Source organism: Citrobacter amalonaticus (genome assembly GCF_001559075.2).
Classification (GTDB): Bacteria; Pseudomonadota; Gammaproteobacteria; order Enterobacterales; family Enterobacteriaceae; genus Citrobacter_A; species Citrobacter_A amalonaticus_F.
Map to the genome: position 1 here is coordinate 669180 of NZ_CP014015.2, position 19992 is coordinate 689171.

Annotated in this window: 11 protein-coding genes and 1 other RNA gene; 4 read left to right on the forward strand and 8 right to left on the reverse strand. The window is 53.2% G+C overall.

Features of this window, described 5'->3' with window-relative positions; translation table 11 throughout:
• Positions 1-21 precede the first annotated feature (21 nt).
• The 4 genes from AL479_RS03230 (at position 22) to ssrA (ending at position 5206) form a co-directional block, all read left to right on the forward strand.
• Complete coding sequence (locus AL479_RS03230; protein WP_061075023.1) at positions 22-1428, forward strand: TolC family outer membrane protein; 1407 nt, start codon at positions 22-24, stop codon at positions 1426-1428.
• The gene (locus AL479_RS03235; RefSeq protein WP_061075024.1) at positions 1425-3611 is read left to right on the forward strand and encodes a type I secretion system permease/ATPase; all 2187 of its coding nucleotides are present in this window, start codon (positions 1425-1427) and stop codon (positions 3609-3611) included. Before AL479_RS03230 ends, AL479_RS03235 begins: the two co-directional genes overlap by 4 nt.
• On the forward strand, positions 3592-4782 hold the full coding sequence (locus AL479_RS03240) for an HlyD family efflux transporter periplasmic adaptor subunit (RefSeq protein WP_061075025.1): 1191 nt from the start codon (positions 3592-3594) through the stop codon (positions 4780-4782). Before AL479_RS03235 ends, AL479_RS03240 begins: the two co-directional genes overlap by 20 nt.
• Before the next feature lie 61 nt (positions 4783-4843).
• Positions 4844-5206, forward strand: a transfer-messenger RNA (tmRNA) gene (gene ssrA, locus AL479_RS03245).
• A 398-nt stretch (positions 5207-5604) separates the two neighbouring features.
• Here ssrA and AL479_RS03250 read toward each other — a convergent pair.
• The 8 genes from AL479_RS03250 to AL479_RS03285 form a co-directional block, all read right to left on the reverse strand.
• Positions 5605-5802, reverse strand: a complete 198-nt coding sequence (locus AL479_RS03250; RefSeq protein WP_061075026.1) for a hypothetical protein — start codon at positions 5800-5802, stop codon at positions 5605-5607.
• A 296-nt stretch (positions 5803-6098) separates the two neighbouring features.
• On the reverse strand, positions 6099-7895 hold the full coding sequence (gene mzaE / locus AL479_RS03255) for an MZA anti-phage system associated AIPR family protein MzaE (protein ID WP_061075027.1): 1797 nt from the start codon (positions 7893-7895) through the stop codon (positions 6099-6101).
• Complete coding sequence (gene mzaD, locus AL479_RS03260; RefSeq protein ID WP_061075028.1) at positions 7882-8910, reverse strand: MZA anti-phage system associated PD-(D/E)XK motif protein MzaD; 1029 nt, start codon at positions 8908-8910, stop codon at positions 7882-7884. The genes mzaE and mzaD overlap by 14 nt, the downstream gene beginning before the upstream one ends.
• On the reverse strand, positions 8894-11752 hold the full coding sequence (gene mzaC, locus AL479_RS03265; RefSeq protein WP_061075029.1) for an MZA anti-phage system associated Z1 domain-containing protein MzaC: 2859 nt from the start codon (positions 11750-11752) through the stop codon (positions 8894-8896). Before mzaC ends, mzaD begins: the two co-directional genes overlap by 17 nt.
• Positions 11749-13251, reverse strand: coding sequence for an MZA anti-phage system associated ATPase MzaB (gene mzaB, locus AL479_RS03270; protein ID WP_061075030.1), 1503 nt, complete (start codon positions 13249-13251; stop codon positions 11749-11751). The genes mzaC and mzaB overlap by 4 nt, the downstream gene beginning before the upstream one ends.
• The gene (gene mzaA / locus AL479_RS03275; protein ID WP_061075031.1) at positions 13248-15293 is read right to left on the reverse strand and encodes an MZA anti-phage system associated sigma-70 family RNA polymerase sigma factor MzaA; all 2046 of its coding nucleotides are present in this window, start codon (positions 15291-15293) and stop codon (positions 13248-13250) included. Before mzaA ends, mzaB begins: the two co-directional genes overlap by 4 nt.
• A 347-nt stretch (positions 15294-15640) precedes the next feature.
• On the reverse strand, positions 15641-17164 hold the full coding sequence (locus tag AL479_RS03280) for a cyclic diguanylate phosphodiesterase (RefSeq protein ID WP_061075032.1): 1524 nt from the start codon (positions 17162-17164) through the stop codon (positions 15641-15643).
• A 249-nt stretch (positions 17165-17413) separates the two neighbouring features.
• A complete protein-coding gene (locus AL479_RS03285; protein WP_061075033.1) occupies positions 17414-19966 on the reverse strand; it encodes an autotransporter outer membrane beta-barrel domain-containing protein in 2553 nt (850 codons plus the stop codon).
• Between the last annotated feature and the right edge of the window lie 26 nt (positions 19967-19992).

Here is a 19992-nt window from a genome sequence, read left to right on the forward strand (position 1 = left end):
ACGCTCAATTAGGGAAGAAAAATGGGAAAACGACAGCTTGCTTTCTGGTGGCTGGCGGGAAACCTGTGCGCAACCCCGGCCATCGCTGCCGGGGAGACGCCCCGCATCGCCCCACAGCAGTGGATTGAACAGCAGGAGTTACCCGCGCTTGATGGCCCGATGCCGCTCAGCGGTGACAGCGCCGCTCCCGGCGAACTGACCCTCTCTCAGGCGGTCAATCGCGCCGTCACCTGGCATCCATCGATCGCGGAAGTGGTCGGTAAACTGTATGCCCAAATCCAGCAGGTCGATGTCGCAAAAGCCAAATACTATCCGCAGGTTAACGCCGGGATGAATAACGGCTATACCAACAGCTATTCCGACAGCGGATTCAGTCCGTCACTGGTACTGTCACTGTCGCAAATGCTCTATGACTTCGGCAAAGTCGCCAGCCAGGTGCGGGCAGAAAACGCCGGCGTGGCGCAGGAACAGGCCAACGTGCTGGTCAGCATTGATACAGTCAGTCATGAAACGGCGACCGCTATCGTCCAGGTGCAGACCTGGCAACAGATGGTGACGGTGGCAAAGGAGCAACTGGATGCCCTGAGCGCCATCGGCAGGCTGGCGAATCAGCGCAACGATGAAGGCGCCAGCTCGCTGTCGGACGTGGTGCAGACCGATGCGCGCATTGAGGGCGCACGCTCCCAGCTCGTGCAGTATCAGGCCAATCTTGAGAGCTCGCAGGCGACGCTCATGACCTGGCTGGGCTGGAAAAACCTCAATGCCATCAGCAACGACTTCCCGCAAAAGCTGGGCCGTAGTTGCGAACTGGCAAAACCGGACGACAAGCTGGTGCCTTCGGTTCTTGCCGCCTGGGCGCAGGCCAACGTCGCGCAGGCCAATCTCGACTATGCCAACGCGCAGATGACGCCGACGGTTTCGCTGGAGCCGGAGGTGCGGCGCTACCTCAACGATAACTACGCGGGTCATGAGTCCGTTGACCGTACCCAGTATTCAGCATGGGTCAAAGTGGAGATGCCCATTTATCAGGGCGGCGGCTTAACCGCCCGCCGCAACGCCGCCAGCCACGCGGTGGAATCCGCCCAGTCGGCGATCCAACGCACCCGGCTGGACGTGCGCAAGAAGCTGCTTGCGGATCGCAGTGAAGCGATGAACCTGGTGACCTCCTTGCAGATCCAGAAGCGTCAGGAGACGTTGAGCGAGCGGACTCGCGAACTGTATCAGCAACAGTATCTCGACCTCGGCTCCCGACCGCTTCTCGACGTGCTTAACGCCGAGCAAGAGGTCTATCAGGCGCGCTTCGCACAGTTACAGACAGAGAGTCAGTTGCATCAACTGCAGCTTAACTGCCTGTACAACACCGGTCAGATGCGCCAGGCCTTTGGTCTGGAAAACCGCACGATCCAGTCAGTGGAGATCCAGCCATGACCCACGCCGACATTCCTGGCGACGAGCGCATCACCGCACCGGCGCTGGCCAACTGGGCGCGGGCAATGAGCCATATCGCCGCCCATTATCGTATTGCCTGTTCACCCGGCGCGTTACAGGCCAGCGCCCCGTGGTTCAAAGATAAACCGATGCCGCAGGCGCTCAGCCAACTGGCACGCCAGGCCGGACTCTCTTTTCAGCCGCTGGCGCCCACCGAACAGTCGCTCACCCGCTGGCGTCTGCCGGTGGTGATCCAGCTCCAGGAGGGTGAACTGGTGCTGGTAGAACAGTTCGATGGCGAAGACCAGCTTGACGTCTGTTTTATCAACGGCGAACTGCAGCGTAACCGGATCTCCCTGCGCGAACTGCTGCCGACGATCCGTTTCATTATCGCTTTACGCCCGCTTTCCGCCGTGAAAGACAGCCGGGTGGACGCCTACATTTCGCGTTTCAAACCCGACTGGCTGAAAAGCCTGGTGCTGAAAGATCTGCGTCCTTACGGCCCGGTGATGCTGGCGGCGCTGCTGATCAACATTCTGTCGCTTGCCGGGATCGTCTTTTCAATGCAGGTGTATGACCGGGTGATCCCCGCGCAGTCGTGGCCGTCGCTGTATGTTCTCGCCATCGGCGTATTGATCGCCATGCTGTTTGGTTTTCTGCTGCGACTCGCCCGTGGTCATGTGATGGATCTGTTGGGTAAACGCGCCGATATGCGGGTGTCGGATCGCGTGTTCAGCCACGCGCTGCGCCTGCGTAACAGCGCGATCCCGCGCTCCACCGGCAGCTTTATTTCGCAGCTACGCGAGCTGGAACAGATCCGCGAGATGGTGACCTCTTCCACCATCTCCACGATTGTGGATCTGCCCTTCTTTTTCCTGTTCATTGTGGTACTGGCAATCATCGCCCCGCCGTTGGCCTGGATCGCCCCGGTCGCCGCGCTGCTGATGATCCTTCCCGGTCTGCTGCTGCAAAAAAAGCTCGCGGAGCTGGCGAATCAGTCGGCGCACGAGGCCACTCTGCGCAACGCTGTGCTGGTCGAAAGCGTTCAGGGGCTGGAGGACATCAAGCTGATGCAGGCGGAGAACCGGTTTCTGCAACAGTGGAACAGCTATATCCGTATCACTGCCGAGTCCGGACTGCGCACCCGCGAACTGTCGCAGGGGCTGATCAACTGGGGAGTAACCGTCCAGGGGCTGGTTTATGCGGCGATGGTGATGTTTGGCGCCCCGCTGGTGATTGAAGGTACGCTGACGACCGGTTCGGTGGTTGCTGCCTCCATGCTTGGCTCGAGGATGATCGCCCCGATGGGCAATCTGTGCGGCGTACTGGCGCGCTGGCAGCAGGTAAAAGCCGCCAAAAAGGGGCTGGACAGCATTATGGAACTCCCTACCGAGACCCAGCGCGACGAAACGCGGGTACATCAGGAGATCTTTCACGGCCACTATCTGTTCGAGAACGCACAGTTTCGCTATCACAGTGAAGACCAGCGAGTGCCGCTGCGCATTAACCGACTGGAGATCGCCGCCGGCGAGCGTATCGCGGTGCTCGGGCGCAACGGTGCGGGTAAATCCACGCTGTTGCAGGCGCTGGCAGGCGGCGTGGATCTGGTCGAGGGCGACGCCCGTCTCGATAACCTCAGTCTGCCGCAAATCGATATGGCCGATTTACGCCGCAATGTCGGCCTTCTCAGCCAGAACGCCCGCCTGTTTTTCGGCACCCTGCGCGAGAACCTGACGCTGGGCGCCCCGCACGCCAGCGACGACGAGATATTTAGCGTGCTGGAGATTTGCGGCGCGGCCAACTTCGTGAAACGGCTACCGAAAGGTCTCGATCATCCGATTATGGAAGGCGGCAGCGGGCTATCCGGCGGTCAGCGACAGTCCATCATGCTCGCCCGCATGCTGCTGCGCGCCCCCAATATCGTTCTGCTCGATGAGCCCACCGCCTCGCTGGATGAGCATTCCGAACGCGAGTTTATTCAACGACTGGGTCAGTGGCTCGGCAACCGTACTCTGGTCGTCGCCACCCATCGCGTACCGGTCCTGGAGCTGGTCGAACGGGTGGTGGTGCTTAAAGAGGGGCAACTGGTGATGGACGCACCGAAAGCGCAGGCGCTGGGGCAAAGTCGAATGGCCTCACAGGCCAACACGCGGGAGTGGAAAAATGAAAACCAGTCAGCCTGATGCAACCCACGACGCGCTCGACGACAGCCGCGAGCGAGAATTCTCAGGTGCCAGCCGCATCATCTGGCTCACCGGGATCTTGTGCCTGATCCTCGCGGTGTGGGCGTGGTTCGGCATTCTTGATGAGGTCTCGACGGGCACTGGCAAGGTGATCCCCAGCTCGCGCGAGCAGGTATTGCAGTCACTCGACGGGGGGATCCTCGCCGAACTGATGGTGCATGAGGGTGATCAGGTCCAGGCAGGACAGGTACTGGCGCGAATGGACCCTACGCGCTCGGAGTCTAACGTCGGCGAAAGCGCCGCCCGCTATCGCGCCTCGTTGGCCTCCAGTCAGCGCCTGACGGCGGAGGTCAGCGACAAGCCGCTGGTCTTCTCTGACGAACTGAACGCCTGGCCGGATCTGCTTGCCTCGGAAACGCGGCTTTATACCAGTCGCCGCGCGCAACTCGCCGACGCGCAGTCTGAGCTCAAAGAGGCGCTGGCGCTGGTGAATAAAGAGCTGGCGATCACCGAGCGGCTGGCAAAAAGCGGCGCCGCCAGCCACGTCGAAGTGCTGCGCTTACAGCGGCAAAAAAGCGATATCGGCCTGAAGCTCACGGACTTGCGCTCGCAATATTACGTCCAGGCGCGCGAGGCGCTGTCCAAAGCCAACGCCGAAGTGGCAATGCTCTCCGCCATCATTAAAGGACGCGAAGATTCGGTGACCCGCCTGACCGTTCGCTCACCGGTTCGCGGTATTGTGAAGAACATTCAGGTCACGACTATCGGCGGCGTGATCCCGCCAAACGGCGAGATGATGGAGATCGTACCGGTTGACGACCATCTGCTGATTGAGACGCGCCTGTCTCCGCGCGATATCGCCTTTATCCATCCCGGTCAGCGCGCGCTGGTCAAAATCACCGCCTACGATTACGCCATCTACGGCGGGCTGGAAGGCGTTGTCGAAACCATCTCGCCGGATACCATTCAGGACAAAGTGAAGCCAGAAATCTTCTACTACCGCGTCTTCATCCGTACCCATCAGGACTATCTGCAAAACAAGCTGGGACGCCGTTTTTCCATCGTACCGGGCATGATTGCAACAGTGGATATAAAAACAGGCGAAAAAACCATCGTCGACTATTTAATCAAACCGTTCAACCGGGCGCGTGAAGCGCTGCGCGAGCGGTAAATCCTTGAGGATTGGGCTGGAAAGGGCTGTCACAAGTCTGTTATACTTGTCTCAACACATTGGGGCTGATTCTGGATTCGACGGGATTTGCGAAACCCAAGGTGCATGCCGAGGGGCGGTTGGCCTCGTAAAAAGCCGCAAAAAATAGTCGCAAACGACGAAAACTACGCTTTAGCAGCTTAATAACCTGCTCTGAGCCCTCTCTCCCTAGCTTCCGCTCTTAAGACGGGGATCAAAGAGAGGTCAAACCCAAAAGAGATCGCGTGGATGCCCTGCCTGGGGTTGAAGCGTTAAAACTAATCAGGCTAGTCTGGTAGTGGCGTGTCAATCCGCAGGTGCCAGGCGAATGTAAAGACTGACTAAGCATGTAGTACCGAGGATGTAGGAATTTCGGACGCGGGTTCAACTCCCGCCAGCTCCACCAAAATTCTCCATCGGTGATTACCAGAGTCATCCGATGAAGTCCTAAGAGCCCGCACGGCGCAAGCCCTGCGGGCTTTTTTGTGCCCTCAATTTGTCCCGCGAAGTCCGAAGAGAACTCATTGAATCCGAGCCTTTTAGGCACCTTTTTAGGCCCAACGAAAAGCCTTTGCTTTCGATGATGGCGGCACCTATAGCAAGAAATGCCCATCAGGTTAAAACCAACACGTTATTGTTCGTTGCCGAATGTTATTGAGCATGTGAGAAACCGTGTGGCCGAGGGCGACGCAAAGAAGATCCGATACGCGCTTAAGAGAGGGGTATTTCCGCAATGATGAGATTAGCGCATGCCCTGGTTAAGACAATCCTGTCGGTTCAAAGCAGAGGCGCGCTAACATGAAGTTATCTCGGATTTTTGGCATTAACGTCGTGTAATGCCACATCCACCAGGCCCTTTTCGGGATCGAGGAAAAAGCATCGGGTTCGTGATGACTGCAACTGAGATGCCGCCTCACATTCAGGGTGGCTACTGAAAACACCAATAACTTCACTTTTTTCAGCGTTACCCGCGAGCGAGAAGATTAATGCCAGAACGTACATAATTCATCCTTGATTGATAAAACGTGAAAATTCCATAAAGATCTAGACTATTCCTAAAAGTTGCGTGAAGGCAACATTTTATTCCTGGATATATTCTTAAAATGCTTGCGAAACGAATGATTCAAAAGCAAGGCATCACAAAAAAAGAAACCCCGCCGGCGCGAGGTTTTGTTAATGATTAACGCTGGATTTAAAATATCCCTGTTATTTATATGTTTATTTTTTCAGTGGCACATCCCGAGAGAATATAACCGCGGCGAGCTCCACAACACGCACGCCGCGCTTTGATACTGAATTTAATCATGCGAAAGGTCATCCGTTTTTGCCTGCGCGGAGAAATAGATTTTACTGCGCACATACTCCCAGCATTCAGGCTTCTTCGCCCACTCTGAAATCATCCTGCCATTCGCGGATTCGGTCAGAAGACTATTCACCCGATGGGCTAAGCTGACAAGGCGGTTGCCCATCGTTTCCTCAATGCCCTGTTGATTCCAGATCTCTGCCAGATCCGTTTGGTTGCCATAAAGATGTGAATAGGCGGCCACGGTATAGGCGGCAATATTCGCCTTAAATGCGGGGAAAAGTGAATTAATCAATTTATAGGCTTTCTTATAAATAATGGCCTGCGCGATGTAATTTTTAAAACTCTCAATGTTCAGTTCATCCCCATAACGCTCAGTATCCTTGTCGATCATCGTCATTAATGCGGCAAAGTTCTTCTGTCCGCCGAGGCTGACTAAATCCGGACGCTGGAGCCAGGCACAGTGATATTTTGCGAAATCCGTTTTCGTTATCCGGCGAGAGGCAGGAATCGCGTCTTTTAACCGTTTGATTCCAGAGGGTGTTTTACCTTCCCGTTCCAGCATAACCTTATAACTGCCGTTCGCTCGCTCGTAAAACCAACGGCTGTATCCGTCCGGGCAATACACCGTGTTTGCCATTTTTTCCAGCTGTACATGTACCGGTCGATTGGCTGACAGATCGGAAATATTGACTTTATTCTGGCTATTCGAGAAGCGCGAAATATCCGCAATTAGCATCTCTTCTTGTGCATTATTCGTCTGTTTCAGCACAATGACTTTTGCGGGTACACGCACGTTACGCAGATTGGTTGCCGGGAATTTCTTTTTGGTGAAAAACATGGAAGCCGTCGTCTGCCCACCGTTGACAATCTGCATCCCTTGCATCCACGCAATACCAGGACCACCTCCCGGCGCTTCGCCAAGCCTGACCTGATCGGCAACAATCACAATGCCGTTGTTATAAGCCATAAAACGCTCAGGCTGCTCGCGTAAAGTGTCGCGAATCCCTTTGTTGACTTTCCCCGTCTGGCTCAGAAATGAGCGCACGTTCGCTTCCAGAATCCGGTTGCCATATTTTTCATAGATAAATCGCAGCGTCTCGCCCGGAACCACCGTCAGCGCATAATCATATTCCCCCATTTCATCCGGAATCCAGACACAGGGGAGTGCGCCCCCCGCCACCTCATCAAAATTAACCTGCAGTTCGTCGCGTGGCTTACCTTCCTGCCAGTGGTTAAACAGGCGGACAATGTCCATAACCTCTAATTTAATGGTTTTACCGGCCACGTCGCGGGACTGATACCAGCGGGTTTTCACCTGACCATCGGTCAGAACATAAATTCTGATTTGCTCCAGTTCCGTATAGGACTGTTCGATGGTCGTCACCAGTTGCCAGGCATCATTGGACTGATCGAGCGTGGATGATAATTTACCGTCAACGCACTTCTGCAAAAATTGAATGCAGTGACCGGCAATCGCTTTTGTCTCAGCATCCGGGACGTGACAAAGCTCGTCGCTACCGTGATAAATGCTGACAAAAAGGTCAAGTTGATCGCCATCTTCTGAGAAGGCATAACCGCTGAGACGCACATTGTGTCCACTGACTTTCGCCATAAAGTGACACGTCTCGGCATCATCGAATGTCATGCCGATATCGGCCATATGACGCATAACAATATCGGTAAAAATCAGTTCCGGAAAAGGCGACTCAACCCCAGGCTGAGCCATTTGATCCTGATATTCCTTGCGAATCTCATTCTGCGTTTGACGTAAAAAATCAATAAGTTCCATGCGGTAATCCTGCAAAGTCTGACAAGCAATGGTTAAAATTTTGAGCCTGAGGAATAAGTGTCTGAAGTTCGAGTTGATAGCACGCACTCACCACCGGCAACGGGACATTGGCATGCGTCAAAGAGGGAAAATCCGCTTCAATCGGAAGTGCGAACGCCTCTGTCAGCAAGAAATGACGTGTATAGAATTCAGCATGTTCAGTGAAATATCCGACGTGACAAAGCGATCCCTCAAAAAGACAGGTCGCCGGAGCGTTTCCCTCAAACCGCTGACGAAGACGGTGAATGAGGTCATTCAGGGTCGCGCCGGTGGGATGCTCGCTGAAGCGCAAACCGCACAACATGAGCGAGCCAGGCCGCTGCCAGTCCAGTTGTTCAAGCGCGTGGATGGTTACGCAAAAGCCCTGCTCTGCTGTGGTGCTTTTTACCTCAATGGCGCGTTCATCGAGTTCAAAATCCTGTAGGCCATGCTGCGGTCCTACCCATGCTTCGACTGCCGTTGACGGCGCAAGACCGCTCTCGATTAACCGCTCCAGACACGTCAATTCCCCGATTAACCCCACTTCTTCTTCGTGACTGAGTGGACGAGTATCGCGCTCCATAAACGCCTGCCATAAACGAATCCGACGGAGCAGGGTTTCAAACAGACGCGGTTCAGAAACGTTCAGGAGCGAATGGAGAATATCCAGAATCATCGTCGTAAAGACATCCGCATTCCCGGTTTGCTGGCGACGGATCATCAAACCGTTCTGCCGCCCCTCCTCTGTTCCGGTCATCTCAACGCGAAATCCTTTACAGGACGGCAGCGCCGTCGACCCCGGCGAAAGAGGATGAGGAAACACGGCAATCAGCATTTCTTCATTATCAGGCTGACGACGTCCGGCATGAAAGCTACAGCCCTGGTGCGTGAAAAGCCGAATCCCGCGCCAGCCCTGAGCGCCGGGCTGTTCGTCTATCTGAGATCGATCTAAGGCTTTCCAGGCCGCCAGCAGATCATCTTTACTCAGCCGCACCATATTCTTGCTCCCACAGTACGTTGTTCACTTTGTACTCCACCGTTACCCCACTGCGGCTTCCCGGAAAACTGATGCCAAAAGCCACCACCGGCAAGGCATCGTCCTGATATTCCGCTGCCGACAACGCCTGTTGCGGGTCCAGTAAGTAAATGAGCAGTAGCCCTTTTTGACGCTGTGCCGGGATGTCGTTTATGCCAAATCCTTTGATCCGGCGCAGTACTACGCCACCAGGAATGGCGGGCTCCTCTCGCCCTTCATTGCGTCCGGGATCGGCATGAAAAATACGCTGCGTTTCGGCCAGCGCGGCAAGCCAGGTCGATTCATCGCAGTCAATCCCTTCATCGCGTGGGGAAAGTAAACGGCCAATAGAATAGCGGTCAGTGACCCCCTCAGACGCTTTACGCAGCATAAGCGGGACCGGGAAGCCACAGACATCGTGATGACGATCGACGCCACCCCCTATCACCGCCACCGTCCATTGGGTGAGTTCATCAACACGATTCATCCGCGTAATGAAATCCGCCAGCAGTTTGCTGTTGGCTTTCCTGGCCTGAGCGTGGGTCTCATATTCCGTTAAGAAATCAATGATCGGCTCGGGAGAGACGTTTTGCCAAATGACCCCTTTCCATTTTTCAATCTTCTCTGCGCGCCGTCTCTCAGGGATCGGCGCGCCAGAACCGACACGCCCGGTCAGATGCTGGAAGGCCGCGTAGTTACGCTTGTGGTACTCCGGTTCTTTAAACAACGAAATCGTTTCGACCACCGTGCCACTGAAAGAGAGCCATAGTGAGCGCGCGCTACGCATTTTTAAGGGGGATGTCACCATTAACACAGGGTGTGATTTCACTTTTAGCCCGAAATCACGCGGGGTTCCGCCGCTGGCGACCATATTGTCAAACTCTTCTCTCAGCTCTTCCGAGGCATCCGCAATGTGCTCAAACCATTCAATCAGCTCATCGGTAGTATACAGCCGACATACGTCCAGATATCCCTGGCGATAGCCAAACCAGCGTCCCATCTGCATTAACGTGTCATACATGCGGGAGGCGCGTAGGAAATAACTGGTGCATAATCCCTCAAGCGTTAGCCCTCGAGCCAGTTTGTCTCCGCCAATCGCAATGACTTTTAAGCCTGTCGCACTGTCCGAATAATCAAGCGCATCCTTCGCCGTTCCGTTTATCATTCGTACCGACACGTTTTCGATCACGGTATACAGCTTGTCGACGATCTCCCGCCACGCAAAGGCGTCGTCCGGAATCTGCTGCGGCATGACGTCGCGGATCTTCTGACCAGTCGGCAAAAAGTCGGCCTGCCAGAGTGATTCAAGCTGATGTAAAAAAGGCTCGTGTCCAATCCTTCGCGTCAGTCGCTGTCTCACGTCCTGAATGTAGGCGTCAATATGCTCATAAACGACCGATTGCACTTTATTGAAGCGGGTCACATGGACCAGCATCGAACTGTGTTTATCTCCTTGACCGCGCAATTCCCGGACGCAGCACGCCAGCAAAAAGCTATCGATGGCGTGTTTTAACGAGTCCGGGAAATGGGTTAGCGTATCGAGCGTGGGATAGTGCGAGCTCTTATGAGAAACCGGCATCCACCCTCTTTTTCCGTCATCGCTGCAATGATCGCTCACCCGCCTGATCAAAGGCAGTTCACCGGTCCGCCCTTCCGCGGCGGCCCGCCCAAATACCCTCGCCGGGCCGATGTAGTTAGAAGGTGCGCCGAGGTTAATGATAAAGGCGGAAGGGAACAAATCCGGGCCTTCATCACGCGTTTCATTGCTCTCGTGAATAAAAATATTGGCAAAGGGCGTGGCGGTATAGCCGACATACGCCTTACGGCTGAACTGCATCAACAGCTTACGAATCAGGCTATTGATTGCCGTTGGCTGATGTTCAGCATCCGGTTTTCCATCGTCATCGTAGACAATTTCCCCCGTATCAACTGAGGCGTTATCCGCTTCATCATCAATCATCAGCAGCGGTAATTCCGAAACAAAACGCTTTCCGGTGACGGGGTCAACGCTGGTGGCGACATGGTTTTCAATCCAGGTATGCAGGCGTTTCAGAATTGATTTATTTTTCTTTACCACGAACAGCCAGGGCCGTTGCTCGGGGCTGATCCCCAGATTCTTAGCCACTCCGGCACTGAAGTCGCCCTTTTCAGATCGGTTGGTGACGTAATTGGGACGAATGACGGGATCGCTATCAATATCGCCCACCCCAATGATGGTCACTTTTTCTCTGAGTGGACTCGTCTCGTAGCCAAGAAATCCTTCATCCAGACGCATTTGGGTCTGCGAGCGGAGGTTATTATGCAAACCCGCAAGCACAATGATTATCTTATATCCCGCATCCGCGGCTTTACAGATTAGACCGGTATAGTGGCTGGTTTTCCCCGACTGAACATGGCCGACCACCAGACCACGCCGGTCCCAGCGCCCTTCCCGCCCTGGCTGCTCAAGTAATCCCAGAACACGATCCGTTGAACGGTCAAGGGTATCCAGGACACCCCAGGGCATCGTTTTACCAAGCCATTGGCGATATCGATGCCAGTAGCGCCACTCGCGTTTCGCATCAGCGGTCAGCCAGGGTTGATGCCCTTCGTCATTACTCAGAGAAGTATCTTCCCCCATCCAGATGCTATAACGGCGGATCAACTCTTCGACCAGAATCTCCCGGTTATCAAGGCGGCTCCACTCCGGTTTCATCTGACAAACCATGTCAATATGTTGGCGCAGAATGCCAGGCGTGATCGTGCTTTTATCCTGGCCTTGCAGGAGCGTTTGCACAATCTGCAATACACTCAGTTGCGTGTCATCCAGGGGATTCAGACTCATAGCGATTTCTCTTGTTGATCGTCGGGGAGTTGTGCAATTAATTCGGGATAATTATCGAAAGGTTCCATATTTTGCAGATGCTGTTTCGCCAGCGCCGGTGACATCGACTGCTGACCAACCAGGGTCTGGTACATGACCTGCAATACGGATAACACCTCTGCGGGCGGCGCGGTTTCAAAGCCTGTCCGCGGCGTCTCTTTTGTCTCAGCCGTATCAAGCCAGATTTGCTGAACCGGAACGGTTTCCTCAATCAGTCTTAGCATGGCCTGAATTTGTGGGGATAACTCACCAGCCTGCGAAAGGACATTGCTGATGACAGGATGTTGTAACGAAATCTGGTAACGAACACCTGATGACGTCTTCTGCGCCTGCCAAAGATGAACGAGTTCCTCGCCGGGCTTGCGCTTATTCATTTTCCCGCGTTTGGCAAATGTCCTTACCGCACGATCGCGTGTTGATTGCGCCAGTTGAGTTAACCAGGGACGCAGCGAAACCGGCGGACGCGCCATCGATTTACGAATATCAATCTTCCAGTCTATGTCGGCATCATTAGGGATATCCAGACGGATCCGCGCAAGGCGGTGGGTTTCATCTTTCGTCCAGGCCCGGGGACTTCCGAGTCCAAGCCAGTTGCCCGCCACCAGCAATCGCTCATTCCGGTATACATAAAATCCTTGCTGAGCCGTCCAGCCTGCCGGTCCTTGAGCCTGTTGATACTCCTGCGTCGTCAGGTGATCCTGATGCGGCAGAACATGACACTCCACCTTCACGGCAGGAGCGCCTGGCGCCATTGCCGAAGGCGAATGCCAGGGCTTGGAAGGATGCCCGCTAAGAAAGGGATCCCAGGCTTTAATTTTGCGACCATTGAGGGTGAGAGTGAGTAGGGGAGAGTTCCCCTCAAGGAATCGGTGAAATACCATCGCCAGATGTTGTTCAACGCCATCCATCAGATTGAGGAAATCTTTCTCACCGTAGCCGGGGGTGACAATTCGGTCTAAAACGTCCCACAGCACCACCGTACCGTGGGAGTCAGGTTCCGCATTTGCTAACGCCTCCTGACTCCCTGGATCAGCACCTTCAAGCAAATACCAACCGTCGTCCGTACTGGCGGCGAGAATGTCCAGATCCCACCGCAGGATGGTCGTTATCCCCTCTTTTTTAGAGGAGACCGTCAGGCGGCGACATTGCGAAAAGGAGGCGGTTTTGAGTCCAAGGCCGAAGCGGCCCAGATCGTGTCCTGGACGCTTTGTCAGCGGGTTTTTAACCCCCAGCCGCATCGCAACATCCAGTTCAGCGGCTGACATGCCGCAACCATTATCCCGAACCACAATATAGCTATCCGACTCACGCCAGTGAAAAGTCAGATCGACCTTACGGGCACCAGCACTGATGCTGTTGTCGATGATATCAGCCAGTGCGGTGGCGGTGTTGTAGCCGAGCCCTCGCAGAGCTTCGATCATAATGGCTGCATTCGGTGGCGCATGGCGCATGGTCGTCATTCTTCTTCTTCCTGCATCTCGCTCAACGCGGTTTCCCACTGTTCGACGAAGCCGCCTAATTTCGACGCCCGGCTGTGATGACGGAGCTTACGGAGCGCTTTGGCTTCTATCTGACGTATCCTTTCTCGCGTGACATCAAACTGTTTACCCACCTCTTCCAGCGTGAAATCTTGCGTCATACCGATGCCAAAACGCATTTTTATGATCTGTGCTTCGCGTGGCAACAGCGTATCCAGAACCGATGAAATATGTTCTCTTAGCTCCAGAGACTGAACGGGAGCACTGGTGAAATCCCTTCTGGTCAGCAGCGCGTCTCCTGACAGGTCCTGGGCGTCATCGTGAAAATCACCAATCAGCGCCGTCTGTTCTTCATATTTAGCCATCCGAAGAAGTTGACGCTCTGGCAGGTCGGTCATTTCCTGCAACCGTCTGAGGGTGGGCGTTATCCCCTGGCGATGCAGCAACTGATCCCGACTGCTCCGCCAGCGCCTGAATTGCTCATAGAAGTGAACGGGTAAACGGATGAGCTGCGCCTGATCGGCAATCGCACGGGTGATCTTCTGGCGGATCCACCAGGAGGCATAGGTGGAGAATTTAAATCCACGCCGATAGTCGAATTTTTCAACGGCCTTGATCAAGCCCAGATTGCCTTCCTGGATCAGGTCCTCGATATCTAATCCTCGCCCGCAGTGTTTTTTCGCAATCGCGACCACCAGACGCAAATTGGCGTGGATTAACCCCTCCCAGGCGTCTCTGTAACTACTGACATACAGACTCATTTTGTGGCATTCATCAGGGATGAGCGTTTGGGCGCGCTCGACGATCTGTTGCAGGTCAGCGTACTCCGGGCGAGGGATATGATTATCCTGGTACTCTTCTGCTTTCCCACTTCTCAGCAGAATGAGCAGATCGTTAAAGCTGATGGCGTCATCGTCATCGGCTGCAGAAGAGATGTCCTCATCCGCGTCTTCCGCGTCGTCTTCCTCTTCAGAACTCTCAGGCGCTGGCGCCGGAAGGCGATTCGGATGCAGCAACTGAAGATATTCTGCTTCGGGTAATCCCGCCAGGATCGTCATCAAATTGATAAGCGCCGTATCCATGCGCTGCCCGAGTCGCTCTTCCTTTGTTTTATCGACGACATCCCACTGGCGAATGTCCACAAGATAACGTTCAAAGATGCCGGACAGCCGCAATGCACCGAATGCGTCAAACCAGGGCTCAAGATCGCCACTCGCCGCGAATGCCTCACAGGCATCACTTTCCGGGAAAGCATCATCGCCATCCACAATCAAAGGTAAGTCCTTGATCAAGGCCTCTACGCTGACCCGGAATTCAGGCCACGGCATGCCGAAATCCTCTTCCCCGGCAAACCGGATGTCACGCACAGAGACACGACCTGCATCCAGTGCGCCAGTGAGCAACGTTGAGAAATGGGGGTAATTTTGCGGAGAGTGAGAAACTGGCGTCGGCGGGTCAGGAAGCGAGAGTTCGATATCGATCCACTCAGCAGCGTTATCTTTCGGGCGATAGCGGGATAATAATTGCTGAGCCTCAGCGGAAGCGTGTCGTAATGTCAGATTATCTTCGGCGGGTTCCGATTCGACCTCAGCATCCCACCGCATAAAATCCATAGCGTCTTCGGTTTCGGGAGGTTCTGTTTCAACATCGGCTTCGGCTTCAATTTCAACCTCAACGTCTGCTTCATCAACTGGCCCTCCTGCTGGTTGCTGTCCGGCAGGCGAAGGAGATTGCCGATAACGGGCCAACAGATCACGCAGCGTTTGCTCCTGCGCGAGGTCACTGGCGCAAAACCCGAGGTTGTTTTGATGTTCAACATCGACACCCGCACGCAACAACATTTCGCAAATAGCGAAATGCCCATTCTGGGCCGCAATCATCAATGGGCTATTTCCCAGAGAATCTCGTGAATCTTTCGGCAATCCCCTGCTGAGATGAAACTCCACCACGGAGGAGACTCCGCTTTTTAGCGCCCGAATAAGTAAAGGGGGAATGCGATAAAACTCAGAAACAGAGCGATGCATGTTGACAGTCTTTCCTTGTAAACCACACCCGCGGAAATGCAATCTATCTTATAGGGAGATAATCGAATTTGGTACTGTATATAAATAACCTATCAATTTAGGTGATCTTCATCATCAATTGTAAAGATAGCCAGGCACGGTTCTCAATGTAGATATTAACCGTTGAAAGTTAAAGTAACCAATTGGAAAAATTAGTGTTATCAGTTCAATACCGCTCACTGATAAAGCCTTTCCCTGGCGTACGGGCAGACTCACTCAATGCGTGCGCGCCTATTTTCCTGATAAATCAGAAGGCATGCGAGATATAAATGCCCCATGTCTCGCCACGAAAAATAAAATGCATCCCGCTACTCCACGACCACTTTTACTTTAGGCTTTGACAGAATAATTTTTATCAGTTCGGTGAAATTAACGGGTTTAAAGAAATAATAGCCCTGTTGAAAGGTAATATTGTTGCGGTTCAGGTAGTCAACCTGCGCCTTCGTTTCCACGCCCTCCGCGACAATACTTAGCGACAGTTTTCGCGCCAGATCCAGCACGCAGTCCAGAATCCGGGTGGAATCCTCCTCCATGCTGACGCGCGCCACAAAACTTTGATCGATCTTAATGTAATCAATATGCAGGTCGTGAAGGTAAGAAAGCCCCGAATAGCCGGTGCCAAAATCATCCAGCGCAATAACAAAGCCATTCTCATGCAGCGTGTTAAGCGTCTGCACCAGGTGCTCATCGACATGCAAAGGTTCACGCTCGGTCACTTCGATCACCAGATTCAAATCTTTTCGGCTGAACCGCGCCTTAAAGTTCAGACACTCTTCGACAAAGGTTGGAGCGGTAATATGAGAGGCGCTGAAGTTAATTCCGACATGAAAACCTTCTGGCAACTTCGTGGCGATAGCATTCATATGGGTAACCACCTGTTCCATCAAACTTTGCGTCAGAGGAATAATCAGCCCCGACTTTTCCGCCACCGGAATAAATGACGCCGGGGAAATATATCCGGCTTTCGGGTGTTTCCATCTCGCCAGCACCTCAACGCCCCGTAGCGTCCCTTCCCGACCATTCACCACGGGCTGGTAAAAAGGCACGATTTCTCCCTTGAGAATAGCTCTGCGCAGCGCGTCTTCCGGCGTGGTGTTTTTATTTAAATACTTAATCAGGGCATACGCGGCGAAACAAGACATGAGAAAAATGAAAATCATCATGCCCATCCCCTGACTGATGAGCCTTTGCAGGCTAAACACGGGCGGTAAATGATAACGTATTGTGAAGGGGTAACGTTTTGAGCCTACCTGTCCGAACTTCTGGTCTGTATCGTTGACGGTTACCACATCGCCGGACAGCCCGAGGATCGCCTTCCCTACCATTAATGAATAATTTACCTCTTTCAGCGGCGTACGCAGTGAATCACGAATATGCTGGTCGCTGATGGTGATGACAATTCGGCTCCCGGCAATTTGATTCTGATATAACAACACCGGTCGTCTGTTAATCGTATTATTTGCTGGCGCGAGTTGCAGCGTTGTCTCCGGTATCTCAGAAAGATAAGAAAGTAGCACGCGATTACCCGGCAGCGAAGAGCACCATATTTTGCCTTCCCGGTAGATTAAAATGGTTCGAAGATGAGGCTGTAGCGCGGCCTCCGTCCCCAGCCGGTACTGCCCTTCCTGATCGCAACCCTTTCGCGTGATATCACTGGCCGTTGATGTCGCGTGAGTTGCCTCATCAAGAATGACATCGATATCACTCGCAACATAGCGAGCCCCTGAAAGACTGCCTGCTCTCGCCGAATACCAGAGTTGCATATTCAAAACAGAAACGCCGAAAATAAAGAGCAACACAGCAACGATAATAGGGAGAAGAGTGTTACGCATTGTCAGCCCCAGGCGAGAGATAAGTTATTATTTTGTCGTTGGCACGCTTAACGCCACGAATCTAAAAAGCATGGTAGAACGCGTTTAAAATAACCATAGCGCTTGAGCGATTTATTTCTCTTTCCGGATATGAAAGACAATGATTGCGTTGAAAACTGCACCTTACTCAGTGGGATTACCCACTTTTGGAGTGCAGTTTTTGTTGAAGTGATACCCCTTACCTGCTGATGCTCAGAGTTCAGAATCCCCTTAGAAATTCACTTTCACCCCCAGCATCGCGCTGGTATCGCTGTAGCCAGCATCGCCAATTTGCTGGGCAACATTACCCCAGAGATTAACGTTACGGTTAAGCTGACTTTCCACACCGGCTTTCAGTTCGGCAATGTTGCGCGTCCCAGCCTGTTCAACATCGACACCGCTCATCGACGCGCCAAAACGTTTGGTATTGTGAATCCAGTTTGCTTCGACGAAAGGTTCAAAAATACGTTCTTTCCCTTCATCAATTTTGCTGTGCCCTTTAATGAATACACGTGCGCCAAGACGAGTCTGAAGATTACCGTCTCCTTCGCTGGTCACCCGCGTACCGTTAGCTTCACGGTGCGCATTGGCTTTCACGCCCATCCAGGTTAACTGGCCCACTGTCTGGAAATAGTAGCGTTCGCGCTCATTCTTCTCGCCGATTTTCCAGGTATATCCGGATTCCACAGACGCGGTAAATCCTTTCGATTTATACTCTTCCTGCGCCAGACCGTAGCCGCTGACGGTGTTATCAAACCAGTTGTACATTAACCAGCTGTCCACGTAAGCGCCCGTTTTCTCTTCATTATTTTGCAACCACGTGCCGTAAACCCCGAGACTATAACCCTCCACGCTGCCCCTGCTGTAATAGTGGTTCAACTTATTATGAGAGTTACTTTTTTGATTAGCATATCCACCCATGACGCCAAGGTGATAGCGGTCCTTTTCATCGCCGCTCCACTGTGCGATATCTCCGCCCAACTGGACGACATAACGGTTCGCCTGGGTATTAATTTGCCCGCTGTTGTCTTTAAAACGCGTATGCCCGCCAACGTGGCGCATCCAGAGGCTGGAAACGCTCTCCGTTTCTCCTTTCAGGGCGTCTACATAGTGAGGCTCGCCTAAACGGTCATGTAAACGATGCTGGAACAGCGTGTTCGCAGCCGCGATGTTTGCCACGTACTCTCCCCCTTCAGGGCGAATCACGGGTGTAGGTTTCGGGCCAGGCTCGGGAGAAGGTTCCGGCGTCGGGCTCGTCGCAATACCACTCACGAGATACCAGTTTTCCCCTTTGCGCACGACATCATAGTCATAGGCGCCCGCGACAATACGCCCATGTTTGGTAAACGTACCGATCGACTCGCCGCCAACGTTAACAATTTCGATCCCCTGCTGAGTCAGCGCGCCCTGGCCGCCAATATTGTTGATGCTGACCTGAGTATTCCCCGCTGCCACATCACCCAACACATACAGTTTATCGGTCAATGAATCGTCGCCGCCCAGCACCGTATTCAGCGTCAGGATGCCATTCGTACCGGAATAATCCTCAACGACGTGAAGATATTTAGGTGTGTAGGATGCGAAAGTGGTGGGTGCGGTGTACGTCAAATTCGCATCATGCAGATCGAGACGCGTAACGACCGAATCTTCCGTCATATTCCAGACGCTATTGGTTCTGGACATATCAAGGTAAATATAACCGTTATCTACGGTATTCAGGGAGTTATCAGCATTGAGTTGGGTTGAGTTGGCGCTACCGGTAAACGCAGAGCCCTGGGTCATACGGAGATCGATAACCCCCTGCCTGTCCGCCAACAAATCACCGTTGACGATATAGGTTCCGCGTGACTGCTGTCCTCCCAGGTATGAGGAGCCGATATACGAACCAAAACCGGTCGAATGCATCGCGTAACTTCCGGCACCTTCCAGATCAATATTCACGTTCCGGGTCAGGAAGATTTTCCCGCCTTCGTAGTTTTGCGTCTGGGCTCTGAGCATGCGCGTTCCCGGCGGTACATACTTATTGCCATCCTCCGCTTTCAGTCCCGTCGCCCTGTCGCCACGGGTAACGACCGCAATATCGCCAACCTGAATCATGCCCGTTTTATTGGCGTAAACCGCATGGGCTTCATCGCCATTGGTTTGTACGGAAACATTATTTCCCAGCGTAATGCGGGCGGTACTGTGATCGGGAATAAACCCCATTGCGTTCAGATAGTAGGCGGAACCGGCATATACGCCATAACCCGTCCCCCTGTTAACATTGCTTCCGGTGCCATCAGTAACAATGGAGACATTATCCCCGGCGGTTAAAATATTATTCCTGTTACTTCCCAGGGTCAGTTCCAGCGCAATTCCCATGCCATAACGTGCATAGATATTCGTGGCACCCGCAAGGGTGATATTGGCATCCTCCACTTCCTGCAATAAAATACCGGAAGAGTATTCACCATACGTTTTAATCGTCAAATTACCGTCAATGGTCGTCGTTGCAATTCGGCCGAGAATCCCATCCGAATACTTTCCAAGTGTCGTAATCGTAATATCCTTCGGCGTCAAATGATGCGTTGTCTGGCGGAAATCAAACCCATAGCCTCGTTCATTCGCCGTCGTATTAATGGTGATGCTGTCATAACCATTAATTTTACTGTCGATATCATTCACCAGCCCTGTGTCACCATTGCAGACAGCACTCACCCCATCAGCAGAACTACACACGGCTTCGGCGGCAACGCCCTCGAAGGAAAATAACCCCATCAGTAAGGCATACTTCTTTATTGTCATAAACGACTCCATGTCATTATCAATTT